Consider the following 20,223-nt stretch of genomic DNA (forward strand, 5'->3'; position numbering starts at 1 on the left):
TAGGAGCTATCCTTGTCAAATTCTCAAATTCAAAAAGCTAATTATCCTTTGGTTACAGTTATAACAGTTGTATATAATGCCAAAAAGCTTCTAGAAGAGACTATTTTAAGCGTATTAAACCAGACATATTCAAATGTTGAGTATGTTATAGTTGATGGCGGTTCTACTGATGGTACACTTAATGTTATCAAAAAATATCAAGATAAAATTACTAAGTATATCAGTGAGCCAGATCAAGGTATTTATGATGCTATGAATAAAGGTATTGCACTAGCTAAAGGACAATGGCTAAATTTTATGAATGCAGGAGATAGTTTTTATTCTAATGATGTTTTACAGAAAGTATTTGAGCGCAAATTTTCTCAAGATACTGCTGTCATTTATGGAAATACTGATATTGGTCATAAAATTCTAAAATACAAACCTGAACTAAATTTGAGAGATATGGCGCTAGGAATGATGTTGTGCCATCAATCTACTTTTTATAGGCTAGATAAAGCAATAAAATACAACCTTAAATACAAGATATGTGCAGATCAAGATTTTACAATGCAGTACTTTAAGCTTGGTAAAAAGTCTAAATATCTAGATATGACTATTTCTAAGTATGATCTTGATGGTATATCGTCACAAAACTTGAATAAGATTCTCAAAGAAAAGTTTCAAATAAATAAATCTTATAATCTTTCGTATCTGCCTGTAATCAAGAGTTATATTATTTCGCTGTTAGTTAAGCTACGCAGTTACTTTAGGGGTTACTAAAAGCTAGTATTGTTATATCATATAGTTAGATATAGATTTAATTAAAGGCAAGATAAATATCATGTATGATTATGTCATAGTCACTCACATTCCAGCTTTTTATAAGGTTAACTTGTATAATCAGTTAGCTAAGAAGCTAAATATCTTTGTTGTTTTCTTAGCCTCGAATACAAATGAAAAAAGAGCAGATGATTTTGTTGGTTTAGATAATGTATCTTTTGAGTATCAGGTTTTATTCTCAGGCAACTTACAACAGCGAAACTCTTCAGCAAATATCAAAAGATTAAGAAGTATCTTAAAAAGTATTCAATATAAAAGAATATTAGTAAGTGGTTGGGATTTGCGTGAGTTTTGGTATGTTATATTTGCTAATCGTAAAAACAAAAATTGTCTAGCTCTTGAGTCAACTATTAATGAAAGTAAGGCTACAGGAATACAAGCATTAATAAAAAAAATATTTCTATCGCGAATAGCTACAGTTTTTGCATCTGGTACTCTTCATCGAGAATTATTACTAAAACTTGGATATCGTGGTGATATAAGAATTACAAAAGGTGTTGGTATTATCAATAAACCAAGCTTCAATAAAGAAGTAAGAGAATATCACAAAAAATTTCTTTATGTTGGAAGATTATCCGCGATCAAAAATTTAAAAATATTAGTTCAGGTATTTAATAGCCTAAAAGGTTATAGCCTAACAATAATTGGTGAGGGAGAACAGAGGGAATATTTACAAAAAATCGCTAATGATAACATTGTGTTTAAATCGGCTATTGAGAATAAGAAACTTAAAAATGAATTTCTTAGTCATGATGTTTTTGTGCTACCTAGCTTGGTTGAACCATGGGGATTAGTAGTTGAAGAGGCGTTTTATTTCGGTTTGCCTGTGATTATTAGTCAAAACTGTGGAGCTAGAGATATTGTCAAAGATAATATAAATGGCTATTGGATAGACCCACAAAATGTTGATGAACTAACTTCATTAATCCAAGCAATTAGCTCAGATAAATATCATGAGCTTATCACTGGTGTAGAGAAATTCTCTCTAAATGCAAAGGATATTGAGCAAGTTGAGGCTTATTTATGAAAATTTTGATTGTCCATAACCGCTATCAGTCAAATAATATTGGTGGCGAAGATATAGTTTATGATAATGAGTTGAAGTCTTTGCGAGAATTACATGGCGAAGATAATGTTTTGGCATATCAGGTTTCTAATGATGATATTAGCAAATTTAGCTTATTATTTGGAATATGGTTTTCACGCAAGCATTATCGAAATATTAAAAAGATAGTTAGAGATAACAATATTGATATAGTTCATGTGCATAATTTTTTTCCATTGTTGACACCAAGTGTCTTTAAGGCTGCAAAAAAGTCTGGTGCTAAAGTGGTTCATACACTTCACAATTACAGACTATGGTGTATATCTGGTATTTTGTATAGAGATGGCTTTGGTGCATGTGAATTATGTACCAAAAGTAAATTGCCTATTTTTGGTATAAAAAATAAGTGCTACAGGAAATCGCGATTACAAAGCTTAGTTGCTCAGGTCGCATTTAGTTTTTATAAGCTCTTCAAAATGTTTAAGAATATTGATTATTATTTCGTGTTGACTGATTTTCAAAGGCAAAAGGTCAAAGAGCTTGGTATTTCAAACCATAAAATTATCCTCAAACCAAATAGTATCTCTTTGGCTGTAGATCAGCATACTCAAAAGACTAAACAAAACTATATTTATGTAGGTAGGCTTGAAGAATCCAAAGGCATATTTGAGCTTTTAGATACATGGAGATCTCTAGATGATAAGTTTGTGTTGACAGTGGTTGGCGATAGTCCCGATAGTGATGAGATAATTAATAAATACTCATCTAAAAATATTATTTTTAAGGGGAAATGTACTAGGGAAGAGACGCTATCTTTGATTTCACAATCGAAGTATCTAATCCAACCAGCGCTACTGTATGAAACATTTGGCTTGACGATAATAGAGGCTATGAGTTTTGGCGTTCCTGTTATTGGTTTTGATATTGGTACGCGTAGAGATTTTATCAAAAATAGAGAAAATGGCTTCATAACTACAAAAAATGACTTACAAAGAACTATACAAAACTCTTACGACTATAGTAACTATGAGCTAATGAGTCAAAATGCAAAAAATACTGCAAAGCAATATCAAAATGACTATATAATAGCTAAGCAGTTAGAGATTTATAAAAATATTTTAGAAGGTTGATAGTTTGAAAGTATCGATAATTACAGTTTGTTACAATTCTGCAGAGACTATTGAAAAGACAATTCAGTCAGTAATTTCACAAAGCTATCAGGATATTGAATATATAATAGTTGATGGTGGTAGTTATGATGGCACTTTGGATATATTAGCAAAGTATCAGTCTAAACTATCAAAAGTGGTGAGCGAATCAGATGATGGTATCTATGATGCTATGAATAAAGGTATCGCTTTAGCAACTGGGGATATCATTGGTATTTTAAATAGTGATGATTGCTATAGTAATAGTGATGTTATAGACAATATTGTGAGCACGTTTAGGCAGAATGATAAAGATATGCTTTTTGCAGATTTGAAATTTGTTAATGATGATGGCAAGATCCTGCGCTATTACTCAGCTAAGCGTTTTACTCCAAATAGATTGAAGTTTGGAATTATGCCACCGCATCCGACACTTTTTGTCAAAAAAGCTATTTATCAGAAATATGGAGTCTACCGTTTAGATTTTAAGATTGCTGCCGATTATGAGATTTTTGTGAGATTCTTGCTTGTAAATAGGCTTTCGTATACATATTTAAATAAATGTATAATTAATATGTTGGTAGGTGGGGTTAGTACTAGTAATTTGCAGAGTAAAAAGATTATTAACCAAGAAACGATTAAAGCTCTAGAGCTAAATGGTATCAAGGCAAATTATTTGTGTATTTCGACTAAGTATGTCACCAAAATACTAGAAATACTGAAAGGTCGACTGTTAAACTATTATAAGAAAAACTAAATTTATAAGTATATAAGATTATTTCGGGAGATTTGTGTGGAAAAAGTAGTTATAAAAGATGTTATTAACTCTAGTGGTGTGAAGTTCGGTACTAGTGGGGTTAGAGGCTTGGTTGTAGCAATGACTGATAAAATTTGTTGGCTATATACTAAGGCTTTTATTCAGTTTTTGGAGCAGAAGTACTCAATAACCAAAGGTTCAAAGGTTGCTATAGCTCATGATCTGCGTGATAGTAGCCCTAGGATAACTAAGGCTGTGATTAAGGCAGTCAAAGATAGTGGCTATGAACCAGTGTACTGTGGAGAGATCCCATCTCCAGCTGTGATGCTATATGGTATAACTAATCAAATACCATCAGTTATGGTTACAGGTAGTCATATCCCAGAAGATAGAAATGGTATCAAGTTTAATACTCCTTATGGCGAAGTTCTCAAAGAGGATGAAGAAATGATTGTAAGCCAAGCGATTACGGTTAATGATAATACTTTTGATGAAAATGCGATGTTTTTGCAAAAAGTAGAACTACCAAAAATCTGTAATCAAGCACATGTACAGTATGTGGATAGATATTTAGATTTCTTCCCGCGAAATTGCTTGTCGGGTAAGACTATTGGATTGTATGAGCATTCATCTGTAGGGCGTAAGATAGTTAAAGAAATTCTTGAAAAGCTAGGTGCTAAGATTATCTTACTAGGATTCTCAGAGAGATTTGTATCAGTAGATACCGAAGCAATTCGTCAAGAAGATGTGAAGCTTGCAAAACAGTGGGCTAATGAGTATGAAATTGATAGTATTGTATCAACAGATGGCGATGCTGATAGGCCTCTGGTTAGTGATGAGTATGGTAACTGGTTAAAAGGCGATATTCTAGGTGTATTGACAGCTAAATATCTTCAAGCTGATGTTATCGCGACACCAGTAAGTAGTAATACTGTAGCAGAAAAGATAGGTTATTTTAATAATGTGATTAGAACTAAGATAGGCTCACCATATGTAATTGCTGCAATGAATGAGCTACTTACTAATAATCAAAATGCTGTAGTTGGATATGAAGCAAATGGTGGATTTCTATTAGCTAGTGATATATCAAGAGATGGCAAAGTTCTAAAAGCATTAGCTACAAGAGATGCGGTGATACCTATGCTTGCTGTGATGATGCTATCTATTAATGCTAATAAAACAGTCTCAGAGCTTTTATTTGATTTACCATCTCGATATACAGCAAGTAGTAAGATTGATGATTTTGCCACCGAAAAAAGCCAAGAAATCATGGAATCAATATTAGCTGGCGAGTCAGACCTTTTAGATAAGCTTATATGTGAGCATTTTGATGGTAAAAATAGTATTGAAAATATCGATACTACAGATGGTGTTAGAGTAACTATGACTAATCAAGATATTGTCCACCTTAGACCGTCAGGTAATGCACCGGAGTTAAGATGCTATACAGAGGCTACTACTGAAGAGTCAGCTAAGGAACTAAATCAGTGTTGTGTCGATTTGATTAATAGTATTCACTAATACTAGCTAATAATAAATTTCTATTTGAATTTAATCTTATGGAATTTGATTTCTAAGAATGATAAAAAGATAAAATAAGTTTGATAGATAAAAAATTGACCTAGGTTTAAATAGCGCCTCTTTTCATAGTCTCGAAGAACTCTTCATTAGTTAGTGAACCTTTCATTTTTTCAGTTAGGAATTCCATAGCCTGAACATCTTCCATACCACCAAGAATCTTGCGTAGTACCCAAAGTTTTTGTAGTTCTTCAGGAGTTGTAAGAAGCTCTTCTCTACGCGTACCAGATCTATCAAAACTAATAGCAGGGAATACGCGACGCTCTGCAATCTTACGATCAAGATGAAGTTCCATGTTACCAGTACCTTTGAATTCCTCAAAAATAACCTCATCCATCTTAGAGCCAGTCTCTACAAGAGCTGTTGCAATGATTGTCAAGCTACCACCTTCAGCAGTATTACGCGCAGCACCAAAGAATCTCTTAGGCTTTTGCAGAGCATTCGCCTCTACACCACCAGATAGTACACGACCAGAAGCTGGTGATACAGTGTTATAAGCACGTGCAAGTCTTGTGATTGAGTCAAGTAGAATTACTACATCTTGTTTGTGTTCTACTAATCTCTTAGCTTTTTCGATTACGATTTCAGCTAATTGGACATGACGAGCTGCAGGCTCATCGAAAGTAGATGCTACTACTTCACCACGCACTGAGCGTTGCATTTCTGTAACTTCCTCAGGACGCTCATCGATCAGTAGCATGATTAGATTACATTCAGGATGGTTCTTAGCAATTGATGTTGCGATATTTTGCATCATAATTGTTTTACCAGTTTTTGGTGGGGCAACAATTAGACCACGCTGACCTTTACCAAATGGAGCAGCTAAGTCGATGACTCTTGCTGTAATATCTTCATTTGAACCATTCCCTATTTCCATAGTTAGCCTTTCTTTAGCATACTCAGGAGTTAAGTTTTCAAATAAGATTTTTTTCCTAGCTAATTCTGGTGAATCAAAGTTAACACTGTCAATATGCTTTACTGCAAAGTATTTTTCATTATCACGAGGTGGGCGAATCTTACCAACAATACTATCACCAGTTCTTAGATTTAGCTTTCTGATAAAGGCAGGTGAAACATAGATATCATCTGGAGATGCAAAATATGAGCTATCAGAAGATCTCAAGAAGCCGTAGCCATCTTGTAGAACCTCTAAGATACCTTCGCCATATATATCTTCACCCTTATCTGCATGATATTTAAGAATTGAGAAGATAAGCTCTTGTTTTCTTGCACGAAGTGATTCAAGATCTAGACTTTGAGCTATATCCATTAGCTCATTAACAGATTTATACTTTAATTCATTTAAGTTCATTTGATTCTCTATTTATAAAAAAATAATATTGATCTAACTAATTATAGATATTTGTCTACGATTGAGATTAATTGAGTTTTTTGTACTACACCAACTTTAGTTTCTTTGTTTTCGCCATCTTTGAAAACCATAAGAGTAGGTACGCCACGCACACCAAATTTCATTGCTGTTTCTTTGTTGTCATCGATATTTATTTTGCATACTTTAACTTTGTCACCATAATGCTCAGCAACTTGCTCTAGTATTGGAGAAAGCATCTTACAAGGACCACACCAAGGAGCCCAAAAATCTAATAATACTGGAGTATCACTATTTAATACTTCGCTTTCGAACTGGCTATCTAATATATCGATACATTTTGACATGCTTTGATTTTCCTTTAAGTTTTTTGATTCTAAAACTGAATTAAGCAGAAGCTTCTGCTGTATTTTGATAATTTTATAAGAAGTTAAACTAATTGTTAGTTATTATAAACAAAAAAACTTCTTAGACAAATTTTTTTAGCTATTTTACAGATATTTTTTTATAATGGGGATAGTTATAAAAATAAGCTTTTGTTTTGTATGTCAAAGATAGTCGCAACGGTAGATTTAGGTTCAAATAGTTTTCATATGCTGATAAGTGAAATCAAGCCTGATGGTGAGGTTGTTACATTATCAAAACAAAAGCAAAAAGTTCAGCTAAGAGCAGGTCTTAATAATAACTTAACAATTAGTAAAGATGCTCAAGAAAGAGCTATTGAGTGTTTGGGGTTTTTTGCTCAAGAAATTCAAAAATATAAAGTTGAGCATGTAAAAGCAGTAGGTACATATACTCTTAGAAAGGCTAAAAATAATATAAAAGGTTTTAAAAAGAAATTAGATAAAGCCTTAGGGGCTAAAATTAAGATTATTTCTGGTCCGGAAGAGGCCCGTCTGGTGTATGTTGGGGCTAGAGATAATCATGATGCAAAGCAAAAAACATTAGTTATAGATATCGGAGGAGGTTCCACCGAGCTTGTAATTGGAAGAGGTGATAAGATATTAATTGCTCGTAGTTTAGATATGGGCTGTGTAGGTATGCAAAAAGATCACTTTAGTAATGAGAAGCTTGATTTTGCTAACTTTTACGCAGCTACTGATAGGGCTAGAGAAATTCTCTTACCTGTTTTGCGCAAGTACAAAAAAGTTGGTTGGAGTACTGTATTAGGCTCTTCTGGGACAATTACATCAGTTGTTGGTGTTTGCCAAGAAATTACAGGATGCTCTACTATTACTAAGGATTTTCTTAATGATTTGATTACAATGATGATGGATAAACGAGAGGTTGAGCATATTCGTTTTGAGGGCTTGAGAGAAGATAGAGAGAGCGTTTTGGCTGGTGGTGTGGCGATTTTGTATGCTATTTTTGACTGTCTTGGAATTTCTGAAATGAAGTTGTCTAATGGTGCAGTGCGTGAAGGTATGCTTTATGAGCTTGTTAAGCGTAAGTACAAGATTGTTATAGATTAGACAATAAAAAGATTTAGTTAAAATCAAAAAAGGATTTATTTATATGAAGTATGTTCCATTGGCAGCTCGATTAAGACCTCAGAGTATTGAGGAGGTGATAGGTCAGGAGCATATATTATCAAAAAATGGATCATTAAGAAAAATTTTGGCTGGAGATGGGGTTTGCTCGCTGATACTATGTGGAAAACCAGGTGTTGGTAAAACTACCTTAGCTAAAATTATAGCTAGTTCTAAACAGTTAGAGTTTTTTGAGCTATCTGCAGTTGATTCTGGTGTTAAAGATATTAAAAAATTAATCGCAGATAATCAACATTTAGGTAGTTTTGTATTATTTTTAGATGAAATTCATCGATTTAATAAATCACAGCAGGATTTACTTTTACCTTATGTTGAGTCTGGCAAAATTATTTTAATTGGAGCAACTACTGAAAATCCAACATATTACTTAAATAATGCTCTAGTTTCGCGAGTATTTATTTTACGATTGAAAAGGCTGAGTATCTCAGATACCCGTAAGCTTATTCAAAGAGCTATAACCAAGGATGAATCATTGGCAAAACATTCTTTTGAAATTGATGGTGATTTATACAATGCTATACACAACTATAGTGAAGGTGATTGTCGTAAAATTTTAAATTTGCTTGAGAGGATGTTTTTGATTAGTGATAGAACTAGCAATATTCATCTTGATAGCGATCTTTTTGATCAAGCAGTAGGCGAGGCATCAAGAGATTTTCACCGTGAGGGTAAAGAGTTCTATGAGCAACTATCAGCCTTTCACAAGTCTGTCAGAGGTACTGATCCTGATGCGGCTATATTTTGGCTGAGTGTAATGTTAGATAATGGGGCTGATCCTCTAGTTATCGCAAGAAGAATGCTCTGTATAGCATCTGAAGATATCGGTAATGCTGATCCTCAAGCTTTGAGAGTCGCCATAGATGCTTGGAATGCTTATGAAAAGTTAGGTATGCCAGAGGGGAGGTTGGTTTTGTCGCAGGCAGCTATATATTTAACAGTGGCACCCAAAAGTAATGCTTGCTACAAGGCGCTAGCAGATGCCCAACAGATTGTTAAAAGTTTGGGCAATATTGAAGTTCCTCAGCATCTAAAGAACTACAAAGATAGTAACTACTTATATCCACATAATTATCCGAACGCCTATGTAGTGCAGCAATACTTGCCAAAAAATATTAGTCAAGCTTTTTATAATCCTACGAATGCTGGTTTTGAATCTAAGATAAAAATGAAGCTAGAGAGCATAAACAAAATCAAGAAGTTATAATTAAGCTATTAAAATTTTGTATTTGTATGCTATAATCTTTGGAATTAAATTATATCTAATAAAATTATAACTAGGTTTTATACTGCTATGGCATTGGAAAATTTACTACATCCTACTAATATTAAAATTGATGAATATGCAAAAAATGCTACTAAGTTTTCTTTTGAGGCTCTAGAAAGAGGCGTTGGTTATACACTTGGTTATGCGCTTAAACAGACTATGTTGTATTCTATCTATGGCGCATGTGTTACTAGTGTTAAAATTAATGATGGTAAGATTACTTCTCTTGAGGATGTAATCCCTTGTGATGAGACTGTTGCAGATATCATTTTGAATGTGAAAGCTTTGCCTGTGACTTTAGCAGATGATATTGAGTCTGGAACTATTACTTTTGAATTATCAGGTTCAGAAGAAGAAGTTTTTTCAGAAGAAGCTAAACTATCTGAAGGTTTAACAATTACAGAAGAAGTATTTATATGTAGCTATAATGGTGGCAAGAAACTCAAGATTGAAGCTAAAGTGGAGAAAGGTGTTGGCTATAGACAAGCTGAAGAAAACTTCAAGGATGGAGAATTTCTTCTGGATGCTACTTTTTCTCCGGTATCTTTCTGTGAGTATGAGATTAAAGATGCTCGTGTAGGTAGACGTACAGATTTGGATAAGCTTGAGCTTAATATTAAGACAAATGGTAATATTAACTGTGAAGAAGCTCTAAGACTAGCAGCAACAAAAATTCAAAATCAATTGAGAAATATAGTTGATGTTGAAGAAATAAACAAAGGGATTTTTGTAGAAGATCCTACTAAAGATATAAACCCTGTTTTACTGAAGCATGTTGAGGAGTTAAACCTTACAGCTAGATCTTCAAACTGCCTAAAAGCAGTTAATATTAGATTAATCGGTGAACTTGTACAAAAAACAGAAAATGAGCTTCTTAAAGCACCAAACTTTGGTAAGAAGTCATTGACAGAGATCAAAGACAAATTGTCTGAACTTGGTTTATCTTTAGGTACAATGATTGATAATTGGCCTGAAGATCTGTAATATATAACCAGCTACTCTTGCCGGAGTGGTGAAATTGGTAGACGCGCCGGATTCAAAATCCGGTTCTGGCAACAGAGTGCCGGTTCGAGTCCGGCCTCCGGCACCATCTTATTGTAAGTAATCAACTTGTACTCTCATAATGTTCCTATCTCATAAATTTTATATACAAAAGAGAATTAGTGTATGAAAAAACCTAACTTTAATATTGTAGTAATTGCGATCATAACTATTATGGGTATGGATCTTATTGATACAACTGTTATGAATAATATCTTACCTAAGATAGCAGAAAGCCTTCATACTACACCTGAATTTCTAAAGACGGGTATCAGTATTTATATGATTGTTATGGGTATGTTTCTGCCTCTTAGTTCATGGATGGCTGAGAAGATTGGCTTTAGATATACATTAATGTTTGCAGCATCTGGTTTTGGATTATTTTCATTGCTATCTGGATTAGCGATGACTGATACTCAACTTTTTGCATTCAGAGCAATTCAGGGCTTATTTGCAGCATTTTCAGCGCCTGTAGCAATGCTTGCTTACTTAAAACTTTCGGAGAATATGCTTGAGGGAACGGCTTCATTATCTAACTATACTTTGATAATGGCTATATCTGGACAGATTATAGGAGGTATCTTTGCGTCTATATCACCAGAGTCATGGCGTTTGGCATTTGTGATGCAGGTGCCATTTGCCTGCTTTGCAGTTGTGGCTATATATAAATATTTCCCCAAACAAATATCAAATAATCAAAAGCAGAGAATCGACTTTGTTGGTCTTTGTCTGTTAGGTTTTTCAATATCAGCACTTTTTGTACTAAGTGAGATTCTCTTAAAAGAGATTGACTTGTCAATTAAGATATATATTGCTATATGTGTAGTTGTATCGATATCTTTATATGCGATTACATACAAAAAAATCAGAAATCCAATAATTGATTTAAGTATCTTTAGTAATAAAAATTTTACGATAGCCTTTGTTTCAAATTTTTTGTGTAGACTAACAACTTACTGGGTGTTTTTTGCTTGGCCTGTTGTCTTATATCATCTTAGCCACTTGAATACTATATACATATCTATTATGTCCGTATGTTTGATGATTGGTACTATTTTTTCTAAAAAGACTGCTAAACATATAGTTTATTTCTATGGTTATAGAATATGTATGGTGTTAGGTTTGCTAGGTGTATCTTCAGTGATGTTACTCTCAATTTTGTTTGATATTCACTATAATTATATTACATTCTGTGCAGTCGCTATGGGGTATGGATTTGTGTTAGGTTTATATCAGACATCATCAAATGCAGTAATGTATACTGTAGCGGATAAAAATAAGTTAGATAGTGTCAATACACTCAAAAGTTCAGGAAATATGATTTCATCGGCATTTGCCCTAACTATATTTACTATAACTTATGACTTATATTATAGATACGATATTAGTCATCATTGGTTAGATAGATTCCTAAATGTCTTTACGCAAACATATTATCATGTGGTTGTTACAGCAGCATTAGCTCAGATTATTTTAGTAGTATGGATAATTTTGAGAATGGATAATATAAAGGAGAATACACTTTGATTCTCTTATTTCTTCTTCGCTTTGATATGAACAACAGAAGTCGGATTGTGGAGTAATTTACCGTTTTTTACGCCTCTAATTGTGCCTACAGCCGCTGTAGTCCATGCAAATAATAAAACAACAAAAGAACTTATTGCTGCAAACTGAAAGAAGGTTAAACCTGTATGTAGAGATAGTTGTGTAGTACCTGTAACACATGTACCAACCGGGAATGTAAATGCCCACCATGTTAATGCAAATGGCATTTTTCTTTGTAATGCTCTTAAAGTAAGCAAAGTAGCTATGAAGAACCACAGCATAGCAAACCCCCAAACTGGTACACCATAAAGAATAGCCATGACATTCATACCTGTCGCAATAGGCTCACTAACTGTAAACACAGCTGCAGTACCCAAACATCCTGCAGCTGTAATTGATTGACCTAATGGACCTAGTATAATCCATAATGTCGGGACTCTTGCACTACCTGAAGTGCCAGAGTGAGCTAAGCGATTCCAAATTAGAGTTATAATAATAAGTGAAGCTATTAGACTAAGACCAAAGCAAGCATACATACCATAGAGCAATGTTTGTTGTGCTTCGCCATGTTGCATATATTTAAGGAACATTGAGCCAATAGTTGCCGATACCATTGGTGGGACAACAGGCATTAGCCAGCCACCAAATGCAGCATCTGCATGTACCTCATTGTATGTAAATAAACGATATGGGATAACAACAGCAGTAATAATACCACTAATAGTACCAATCCAAAAAAGTGGCCATGCAATATCTAGAGCTAACTGTTGACCAAAAAGGTTAGGTCCTAGTAGCAATGTACCACCAGCTATGGTCAAAAAAGCCATAGGGGGAGCACCAAAAAATTGCGACATTACTGGATCATTGAATTGACGTTTGATAATTTGTGGTTTAGTTATTGTTTGGTAACTTTTAAAAATAGTCATAAAGATAAGCATAGCAAATGCAATAAGCCAAATAATAGTTGCAAAACCTGTTAAACTCTTCCCAATAAGAGGTAGTCCGACAGCAGCATTTGCGATAATGCCAGTACCCATTACTGAGGCAAACCAGTTGGGCCCCATTTCTTTTTGTAACTCAATTTGTTTATCTGTAGACATAACTCTCCTAATATTAATTAAAAATCAGCTAATTTTGTTTTTAGTGATATGATAATAGTTTTAAAAGTTAAAATGTGTAATCCAAATTTAAAAATCTCTTTTAATTAACTGTTAAATTACTATTTAATTGTAGTCTTATATCTATAAACTTACAATTTAAAAGTCTCTTGTGATTGGTCTTGATCATAAAACAAATATAGCATGTCAGATGTGTTTGATTAGGTTTGGGAATAAGATAGAGCTTGGAAAATAAGAAGTAAGATGTCTCTTTTATCTTTAAATTGTTATAATACCTCACATCATTTGATAAATTATAAAACTGTTTTATGATAGTAGATTCGCATTGTCATCTAAATTATTTGAAACTAGAAAACATAAGCCTCGAGCAGGTTATTAATAATGCAAAAAGTGCTGGTGTTGAAAAAATTGTTTCAATAGCTGTTGCATGGGATGAAATTGCTGATATAGAGAGAATTACAGAAAATTTTAATAATATTTACCATTCTGTAGGAGTTCATCCTAGTGAGCTTGATACATATCAGCCAACTGTGGATGATATAATAGCGCGTTCGCTACATGATAAATGTGTTGCTATCGGTGAGACTGGTTTAGACTACTACTATAATGGTAGTGACACTAGAGAAGCTCAAGTAGAAAAGTTTGTAAATCACATGCAAGCAGCAAATGAAGTAAATAAACCAGTCATAATACATACTAGATCTGCAAAACAAGATACCTTGGATATACTAAAAAGCGAAAACGTAGAGAAATGTGGAGGTATACTGCATTGTTTTACGGAAGATTATGATATGGCTAAAAAAGCTATTGATATGGGTATGTATATATCATTTTCTGGTATCTTAACCTTCAAAAATGCAAAGGATATTCAAGAAACTGCCAAAAGGTTGCCACTAGATAGAATATTGATTGAAACGGATGCACCTTATCTAACCCCAGTACCTTTGCGCGGTAAACCAAACTATCCAGAGTATGTTAAATATGTGGCTCAGTTTTTGGCGGATCTTAAAGAAATATCTTCTGATGTGGTTGCTAAGCAAACCTACAAAAATACCTGTGAGATTTTTAAATTTTAGTTTTGTAAATTCTTTTAAGGCGTACTTTTGTGTTACTATGAATTAATACCTTATAGTTTTTTTATTTTTTATGAATAGATTTATTTGTTGCTTTCTGATTTTACTGATGAGTTTAGGGTATCTTCAAGCAAATACGCTTAACAAAGATGGACAGCTAAATCAAAAAATATCACAGATTAATTTATTTGCAGAGTCTATTTATAACTCCAAAGAATCTAACAATGAGCAAACACTATCGTATCAAAGAAGTAAGCTTCTTAAAGACAGATCTTTTATAAGTAAGCATATTGCTGAACTAAATACTCGACTTGAAAGAGTTGATAGTATTCTGAGATTTATTGATGGCAAATATCAAAATGAGCAGTTTTCGGAGTTTATAAATGAGAGAGTTGAAAATAACAAATACCTAAATGTTAAGCTAAAAGAGTATACTCGAAAGAGGGCGTTGATATTAAACGAGCTAGTACTTTTGAAAGAGGTACATCTGAACATAGAAAATGCCCTAAAACATATATCAAGTATAAGAACATATTTGCGCAATCAATTTAGGTTTGAAAAGAATAATGTTCTTTGGAAGCCACAAGCATGGTATTTTGCATTTCATACATTCTGGGATAATATTACTCAAGTAATTAAAGATATTGTGTTTTTCCTTATTCTATTGGGAATGTATTTTTTTTCAAAGACAGTTTTCTCTCTCGATAAGTGTTTGTTTCAGAACCCTAAATTGAAGACAAAAAAGAAACTATTTAAGGCAACTCGTAAGCTTAATGGTATTTATTTCTTACTTTTTAGTGCAGTGTTGTATCCGTTGGTTGTTCTTGGTATAGGGCATTTATTTAGGTATTTAGAAATAATTTCATCGGATACTTATTATGTTATGACCATAGTATCCCAAGTTGTTGGTATTTATGCTTTTTTGATATTTATTTTAGAAAATTTTGCACAGATCTACATATCTAAGTTATTAAAGACTTTGTTTATAATTGCTTATTCTACTTTTGGTATGATTATGTACATATTCAGATCAAACTTAGTCAGCTTTACAAGAGGTAGCTTGACGTCAATACTCTCTAGAGAGGAGGCATTAATTTTGGTCTTCTTTTTTATGTTGGTAATGTTGATACCAATAGTATGTATTTTTATAAAACTAGGTAAGGTTACAACTTCTAATAAGTCAGATATGAGAGTGGTACATTTAGTTAGGTACCTCATGTTGGGGACATTGTTGTTTAGTATCTTAATGATGACTCTTGGAGGTTATCCAAATTTTGGGATGTCTGCAGGATTTGATATGTATCAGATTTTATATGGATCATTATATATTTATGTTTTTTATAAAGTATCTGTAATTATTGTTGATATGTTGATGTGTAATAAAACTAGGGTAGTAGTTATTCGTAGTCTTGCTGAGACGGCTATCGGAGGGGTTAAGCGAGCTGGAGTAAGGTATTGGATAAAAAATTTAATATTTATTCTCTCTATAGTAATATTTTTGATTATTTTGCCTTTATGTTTAAATATCCAGTCTGAGAGATTAGAAGATATATGGAATACTTTTTTTTATGAAGGTGGTGATATTTTAGGATTACAATTAATTCCACTTATTACACTAATGAAGTCAATATTAGTCATTATAGTTGCATTTTTTATCTATAGGTTTATTATTCTAGTTGCTAATAAAAGAGTATTTCCATATACAAACATGGACTTAGGCACTCGTGAAGCAATTTTATCGATTATTAAGTATATTTTTGTAGTTATTGCAATTTTCTTGTTTATTAAGTCTTTAGGAATAAGTAATACAGCTATTACATTCATTATTTCTGGTTTGTCAGTTGGTCTCGGTTTTGCCATGCAAGATCTAGTTAAAAATTTCTTTGCAGGTTTGGTTATGCTTATCGAAAGACCTGTAAAAATAGGCGACTGGGTTAATGTTAATAATGAGATCGGAGTTGTTAAAAAAATTAGTATTAGAGCGACAGAGGTTTTGACTTTTGATAATAATTCATTGATAGTTCCTAATAACGTCATGATAACTAATGTGGTTTCTAATGAGACATTAGATCCTACATCTAGGTTAGTCTTACCATTAAAAATTTCTTATGCTCAAAATCCCCAAAGAGTTATAGAGGTCTGTAAACAAGTCGTGGAATCAGAAAAAAGAATATTTAAAACCCCAGCTCCTGAATTCTTATTAACTAGCTATGATGAGTATAGTATGGAGATAGCAGTTAGAGCATATTGTCTTAGAACTGTGAAGATATATTTATTGAGTGATTTGAGGCTTAAGATCCTAGATGCTTTAAAAGATAATAATATAAGGATTGAGTATCCTAAGCTTGATATATACATAAAAGATGCTGATAAATAAGGTTATTTAGTCGATAAAAAATATAAAAACTTAGGATCATAAATATAAATTTGATGAAAAAAGATAGTGATAAACTTAATTTGTATAATATTGACCCCATAATCTCTGAAAAAGAGGTTTTTATAGATCTCTTTAAAGATAATAGTATTCATATAGAAAAGATTGTATCTTATGGACAGGTTACGCCTATAGATGAACCGTATATCCAGAGTCATGATGAGTGGGTTGTTGTTCTTAAGGGTATGGCAAAGCTTAGGTTAGATAATAATGATTATATTTTGGATGAAGGAGAGCATTTATTTATCCCTAAAAATACTAAGCATTGGGTTACTTATACAAATAATCCAACTTTATGGTTAGCGATTCATATTAAAAGGTAGCAGCTAGTGGAACATTTTTTTGTAGAGCATTTTTATATTTTATGTCTATTTGTTGTATCTATGGGTTTTTTGGCAAGTTTCATTGATGCTATAGCTGGAGGTGGGGGGTTGATAAGTATACCAGCTCTAAGTATGACAGGTTTGCCAATTGTAACAGTACTAGGTACAAATAAGTTTCAAGCTAGTATTGGTACAGCCATGGCGGTGTTGAAATATTATAAAAGTGGTTTGATTAGCATCAAAACAGTTCTAAGAGGACTTATTGCAGGATTTGTTGGTGCTTGTTTGGGCACTATATTAACCTTGGTTATTCATAATGATTTTATGAATACTTTGGTTCCGATTCTTTTGATAGTTATTTTTATCTTTAGTGTTTTGAATAAAAACTTAGGTGTTAATCAAGGTAAAAAAAGAATGTCAGAGGTGACTTTTTTTACAGTATTTGGTTTTATACTGGGTGCTTATGATGGCTTTTTTGGTCCCGGAACAGGTAATTTTTGGATTATCGCTATAGTTTTTTTTCTTGGTTATACATTTTTACAGGCATCAGGATACGCGAAAGTTCTTAACCTAAAAAGTAATCTATTTTCTTTAGCTGTATTTGCTTTATCTGGTCAGGTAAATATAGCATTTGGATTGTTAATGGCTGTTGGTAGTTTCTTTGGTGGGATTGTTGGTTCGAGAATGGTTATACTTAAAGGTTCAAAATTAGTGCGACCAATATTTATAGTAGTTGTTGGTTTTAGTATATTGATGATGCTATTTTAGAATTTTTCACATTAATGGTTTGTAATATCTCTATTATTTATTTCAGGAACTTCAAAAAACACCTATTAAATGATTAATATTAAATTATAATATATGATTGATATGCTTAATTGTTTAAGTGTTTAAATTTAATATAAAATATAAAGGAGTTATTAATGAGAAAAAATATTCTAAAGAAAGTGGCTGTAGCTAGTATATTATTTGTACCATTTCTAGGATGTGCGGCTGCAAATTTCGAAGTGCAAGTCAGTGATGGTCTTGCTGATGAATTATACTTTGGTAATGCTTCGTCAATAGATCCAAACTGTAAGGTTCTAAGTATTTCTAGTAAGCAAAAAGTAGTAGTATCATGTGATGGTTCGGGTCAAGCTACTTTCCCTGTGATTTCAGTAAATGAAGATAGAGAAGTGGCGGTGATTAAGATGAATAATCCTTGGTATGCTTCGGCATCTACATCTTTAATAATTGATGAGACAAATGAGAGTTCTAAGTGCGATATGGATGGTAACTGTACCAGTACGCCAGTTAACGATTATTACCTTTTAGCTCAAGGTTTAGATGGTAGTAGACCTGATTATGCGGATGAAAACGCTATTATTAAGCTGAGAAAATTATAATTTTTTATTTCTAGAGTTTGTCTTATAAGTTTCCAAAAAAAAATTCTGAAGTGCTATAATATGCAGATATTTTTCTAAATAATTAATTATTATGGATAGTCAAAACGCATTAGAAATAAAAAATCTTACCAAAGTTTATAAGGGCGGCTTAAAGGCAGTTGATGATATTAGTTTTGAGGTGAAAAAAGGAGATTTCTTTGCTCTTTTAGGACCTAACGGTGCTGGTAAATCAACAACTCTAGGGATGATATCATCACTTGTAAACAAAACTTCTGGGCAAATAAAAATTTTTGGATATGATATTGATAAGGATTATATCCAAGCGAGAAAGCATCTAGGTGTGATGGCTCAAGAGATTAATCTAAATATCTTTGAGAAGCCAATGGATATCCTTGTTACCCAAGCAGGCTTTTTTGGCATCTCTAAAAAAGAAGCGATCCCTTATGCAGAAGAGTTACTAAAAAAAGTAGACCTTTATGATAAAAGAAATACTCAGGTTAGATTTCTATCTGGAGGTATGAAAAGACGATTAATGGTTGTTCGAGCTCTTATACATAAACCTAAGCTTCTTATACTTGATGAGCCAACGGCTGGTGTTGATGTCGAGCTTAGAAATTCGCTGTGGGAGATGATTTCAGAGTTTCACAAAGAAGGTTTGACAATTATTCTTACAACACATTATTTAGAAGAGGCTGAGTCAATGTGTAAGCATATAGCACTAATTCATAAAGGTAAATTATGTGTCAATACTGATATGAAGACTTTTTTAAAGTCAGCCGATAAGCATACTTATATTTTTGATCTTAAAGAAAAGTGTCAGCATGATTTGAAACTAGATCTTGGTGAAGTCAAGCGAATAGATGATTATACAATTGAAGTTGAAGTTACTAAGGGGGTTGTACTTAATAATATATTTGCAGAATTAACGAGCAAATATAGTTTAGATGTTTTAGATGTGCGATCAAAAGAGGCAAAATTAGAGAAGCTATTTATAGAAGTAGCAAGAAATAAGTAGGTGAATTTATGAGTTTAAGAGATTTTTGGATAACATATATCACAATTTTGGATCGTGAGTGTAAAAGAGTTTTTAGAATTTGGCCACAAACATTACTACCGTCAGTTATAACGATAATTTTATATTTTTTGATATTTGGTAAGGTTGTAGGCTCACGTATAGGTATGATGGATGACGGTATTACTTATATGCAGTATATTACACCTGGCTTGATAATAATGGCAGTGATTCAGAACTCTTACGGTAATGTAGTAAGTTCTTTTTTTGGAATTCGCTTTAGTAAAGCTATAGAGGAACTATTAGTATCACCTGTTAGTAATCATGTGATTGTGCTTGGATATATCTCTGGTGGAATCTTTAGAGGCTTTTTGGTTGGTATATTTGTTAGTATTGCAGCATTCTTGTTAGGTGGTTTCAGTGCTATACATAATTTACCTCTTGTTTTGGCTGGGTTTGTTTTTTGTGGAGCATTATTTTCACTTGGTGGACTGATAAATGCAATATTTTCACAAAAGTTTGATGATACTACGATATTCCCTACATTTATTCTGACTCCACTAATATATCTAGGAGGAGTGTTCTATAACATAAACAATCTTACAGGATTTTGGCACTTCATCTCATCATGTAACCCATTATTTTATATAGTTGATTTTGTGAGATTTGGATTTTTGGGAGTTTCTACAGTTAATCCATATTATGCATTTGGAGCAATAGTGATTTTTACATTTATTTTGTATTATGCTTGTTGGTATTTGTTAGATAAAGGTATTAGATTAAAAGCTTAAAAGAGAA

Annotated in this window: 19 protein-coding genes and 1 tRNA gene; 17 read left to right on the top strand and 3 right to left on the bottom strand. The window is 32.8% G+C overall.

Features of this window, described 5'->3' with window-relative positions; translation table 11 throughout:
* The first annotated feature begins 12 nt into the window (after window positions 1-12).
* The 5 genes from F3D59_RS08330 (at window position 13) to F3D59_RS08350 (ending at window position 5,293) form a co-directional block, all read left to right on the top strand.
* Window positions 13-762, top strand: a complete 750-nt coding sequence (locus F3D59_RS08330; RefSeq protein WP_150464512.1) for a glycosyltransferase family 2 protein — start codon at window positions 13-15, stop codon at window positions 760-762.
* Window positions 763-823: 61 nt separating this feature from the next.
* Window positions 824-1,849, top strand: a complete 1,026-nt coding sequence (locus tag F3D59_RS08335) for a glycosyltransferase (protein WP_150464513.1) — start codon at window positions 824-826, stop codon at window positions 1,847-1,849.
* The gene (locus F3D59_RS08340) at window positions 1,846-2,997 is read left to right on the top strand and encodes a glycosyltransferase family 4 protein (RefSeq protein WP_149368619.1); all 1,152 of its coding nucleotides are present in this window, start codon (window positions 1,846-1,848) and stop codon (window positions 2,995-2,997) included. The genes F3D59_RS08335 and F3D59_RS08340 overlap by 4 nt, the downstream gene beginning before the upstream one ends.
* A 4-nt stretch (window positions 2,998-3,001) precedes the next feature.
* Window positions 3,002-3,772, top strand: a complete 771-nt coding sequence (locus F3D59_RS08345; RefSeq protein ID WP_149368618.1) for a glycosyltransferase family 2 protein — start codon at window positions 3,002-3,004, stop codon at window positions 3,770-3,772.
* Window positions 3,773-3,808: 36 nt separating this feature from the next.
* Window positions 3,809-5,293 carry a phosphomannomutase gene (locus tag F3D59_RS08350; RefSeq protein WP_150464514.1) on the top strand — a complete coding sequence of 495 codons (1,485 nt, stop codon included), beginning with the start codon at window positions 3,809-3,811 and terminating at the stop codon, window positions 5,291-5,293.
* 106 nt (window positions 5,294-5,399) lie between these two features.
* Here the strand turns inward: F3D59_RS08350 and rho are convergent, their stop codons facing one another.
* Both rho and trxA read right to left on the bottom strand, forming a co-directional pair.
* Window positions 5,400-6,662, bottom strand: a complete 1,263-nt coding sequence (rho, locus tag F3D59_RS08355) for a transcription termination factor Rho (RefSeq protein WP_004287296.1) — start codon at window positions 6,660-6,662, stop codon at window positions 5,400-5,402.
* A gap of 41 nt (window positions 6,663-6,703) precedes the next feature.
* Window positions 6,704-7,027, bottom strand: coding sequence for a thioredoxin (gene trxA, locus F3D59_RS08360; RefSeq protein WP_150464515.1), 324 nt, complete (start codon window positions 7,025-7,027; stop codon window positions 6,704-6,706).
* A gap of 198 nt (window positions 7,028-7,225) precedes the next feature.
* On the opposite strand from trxA, the gene F3D59_RS08365 reads away from it, so the two are divergent.
* The 5 genes from F3D59_RS08365 to F3D59_RS08385 all read left to right on the top strand — a co-directional run bounded on the left by F3D59_RS08365 (window position 7,226) and on the right by F3D59_RS08385 (window position 12,062).
* A complete protein-coding gene (locus tag F3D59_RS08365) occupies window positions 7,226-8,152 on the top strand; it encodes a Ppx/GppA phosphatase family protein (RefSeq protein WP_150464516.1) in 927 nt (308 codons plus the stop codon).
* Window positions 8,153-8,195: 43 nt separating this feature from the next.
* Window positions 8,196-9,434, top strand: a complete 1,239-nt coding sequence (locus tag F3D59_RS08370; protein WP_150464517.1) for an AAA family ATPase — start codon at window positions 8,196-8,198, stop codon at window positions 9,432-9,434.
* An 87-nt stretch (window positions 9,435-9,521) separates the two neighbouring features.
* The gene (locus tag F3D59_RS08375) at window positions 9,522-10,478 is read left to right on the top strand and encodes a DNA-directed RNA polymerase subunit alpha (protein ID WP_150464518.1); all 957 of its coding nucleotides are present in this window, start codon (window positions 9,522-9,524) and stop codon (window positions 10,476-10,478) included.
* Between the two features lie 19 nt (window positions 10,479-10,497).
* A tRNA-Leu gene (locus F3D59_RS08380) sits at window positions 10,498-10,584 on the top strand.
* Between the two features lie 77 nt (window positions 10,585-10,661).
* Window positions 10,662-12,062: an MFS transporter gene (locus F3D59_RS08385; protein ID WP_150464519.1), complete on the top strand. Its 1,401-nt coding sequence runs from the start codon at window positions 10,662-10,664 to the stop codon at window positions 12,060-12,062.
* Window positions 12,063-12,067: 5 nt separating this feature from the next.
* On the opposite strand, the gene F3D59_RS08390 is transcribed toward F3D59_RS08385, so the two are convergent.
* On the bottom strand, window positions 12,068-13,180 hold the full coding sequence (locus F3D59_RS08390; RefSeq protein ID WP_146420685.1) for a TDT family transporter: 1,113 nt from the start codon (window positions 13,178-13,180) through the stop codon (window positions 12,068-12,070).
* Between the two features lie 326 nt (window positions 13,181-13,506).
* On the opposite strand from F3D59_RS08390, the gene F3D59_RS08395 reads away from it, so the two are divergent.
* The 7 genes from F3D59_RS08395 to F3D59_RS08425 all read left to right on the top strand — a co-directional run bounded on the left by F3D59_RS08395 (window position 13,507) and on the right by F3D59_RS08425 (window position 20,216).
* Entirely contained in the window at window positions 13,507-14,274 is a 768-nt protein-coding gene (locus F3D59_RS08395) for a TatD family hydrolase (protein ID WP_150464520.1), read from the top strand.
* Between the two features lie 70 nt (window positions 14,275-14,344).
* Window positions 14,345-16,648 (top strand): mechanosensitive ion channel family protein, encoded by a 2,304-nt coding sequence (locus tag F3D59_RS08400; protein WP_150464521.1) that lies wholly within the window; start codon window positions 14,345-14,347, stop codon window positions 16,646-16,648.
* A gap of 53 nt (window positions 16,649-16,701) precedes the next feature.
* Window positions 16,702-17,028, top strand: coding sequence for a cupin domain-containing protein (locus F3D59_RS08405; protein ID WP_150464522.1), 327 nt, complete (start codon window positions 16,702-16,704; stop codon window positions 17,026-17,028).
* A gap of 6 nt (window positions 17,029-17,034) precedes the next feature.
* Window positions 17,035-17,796, top strand: a complete 762-nt coding sequence (locus tag F3D59_RS08410) for a TSUP family transporter (RefSeq protein ID WP_191092462.1) — start codon at window positions 17,035-17,037, stop codon at window positions 17,794-17,796.
* 155 nt (window positions 17,797-17,951) lie between these two features.
* A complete protein-coding gene (locus F3D59_RS08415; RefSeq protein ID WP_150464523.1) occupies window positions 17,952-18,413 on the top strand; it encodes a hypothetical protein in 462 nt (153 codons plus the stop codon).
* 91 nt (window positions 18,414-18,504) lie between these two features.
* Complete coding sequence (locus F3D59_RS08420; protein ID WP_150464524.1) at window positions 18,505-19,428, top strand: ABC transporter ATP-binding protein; 924 nt, start codon at window positions 18,505-18,507, stop codon at window positions 19,426-19,428.
* Window positions 19,429-19,436: 8 nt separating this feature from the next.
* Entirely contained in the window at window positions 19,437-20,216 is a 780-nt protein-coding gene (locus F3D59_RS08425) for an ABC transporter permease (RefSeq protein WP_013922682.1), read from the top strand.
* Window positions 20,217-20,223 lie beyond the last annotated feature (7 nt).

It is taken from the genome of Francisella sp. XLW-1, assembly GCF_008711455.1.
In the GTDB taxonomy this organism is placed as follows: Bacteria; Pseudomonadota; Gammaproteobacteria; order Francisellales; family Francisellaceae; genus Francisella; species Francisella salimarina.

What these genes read in the sequence shown, in the direction of transcription:
- F3D59_RS08335 (WP_150464513.1), top strand. Translation starts at nt 824, where the DNA reads ATGTATGATTATGTCATAGTCACTCACATTCCAGCTTTTTATAAGGTT.
- F3D59_RS08390 (WP_146420685.1), bottom strand. Translation starts at nt 13,180, where the DNA reads ATGTCTACAGATAAACAAATTGAGTTACAAAAAGAAATGGGGCCCAAC.
- F3D59_RS08400 (WP_150464521.1), top strand. Translation starts at nt 14,345, where the DNA reads ATGAATAGATTTATTTGTTGCTTTCTGATTTTACTGATGAGTTTAGGG.
- F3D59_RS08370 (WP_150464517.1), top strand. Translation starts at nt 8,196, where the DNA reads ATGAAGTATGTTCCATTGGCAGCTCGATTAAGACCTCAGAGTATTGAG.
- trxA (WP_150464515.1), bottom strand. Translation starts at nt 7,027, where the DNA reads ATGTCAAAATGTATCGATATATTAGATAGCCAGTTCGAAAGCGAAGTA.
- F3D59_RS08405 (WP_150464522.1), top strand. Translation starts at nt 16,702, where the DNA reads ATGAAAAAAGATAGTGATAAACTTAATTTGTATAATATTGACCCCATA.
- F3D59_RS08420 (WP_150464524.1), top strand. Translation starts at nt 18,505, where the DNA reads ATGGATAGTCAAAACGCATTAGAAATAAAAAATCTTACCAAAGTTTAT.
- F3D59_RS08425 (WP_013922682.1), top strand. Translation starts at nt 19,437, where the DNA reads ATGAGTTTAAGAGATTTTTGGATAACATATATCACAATTTTGGATCGT.
- rho (WP_004287296.1), bottom strand. Translation starts at nt 6,662, where the DNA reads ATGAACTTAAATGAATTAAAGTATAAATCTGTTAATGAGCTAATGGAT.
- F3D59_RS08395 (WP_150464520.1), top strand. Translation starts at nt 13,507, where the DNA reads ATGATAGTAGATTCGCATTGTCATCTAAATTATTTGAAACTAGAAAAC.
- F3D59_RS08340 (WP_149368619.1), top strand. Translation starts at nt 1,846, where the DNA reads ATGAAAATTTTGATTGTCCATAACCGCTATCAGTCAAATAATATTGGT.
- F3D59_RS08415 (WP_150464523.1), top strand. Translation starts at nt 17,952, where the DNA reads ATGAGAAAAAATATTCTAAAGAAAGTGGCTGTAGCTAGTATATTATTT.
- F3D59_RS08385 (WP_150464519.1), top strand. Translation starts at nt 10,662, where the DNA reads ATGAAAAAACCTAACTTTAATATTGTAGTAATTGCGATCATAACTATT.
- F3D59_RS08365 (WP_150464516.1), top strand. Translation starts at nt 7,226, where the DNA reads ATGTCAAAGATAGTCGCAACGGTAGATTTAGGTTCAAATAGTTTTCAT.
- F3D59_RS08375 (WP_150464518.1), top strand. Translation starts at nt 9,522, where the DNA reads ATGGCATTGGAAAATTTACTACATCCTACTAATATTAAAATTGATGAA.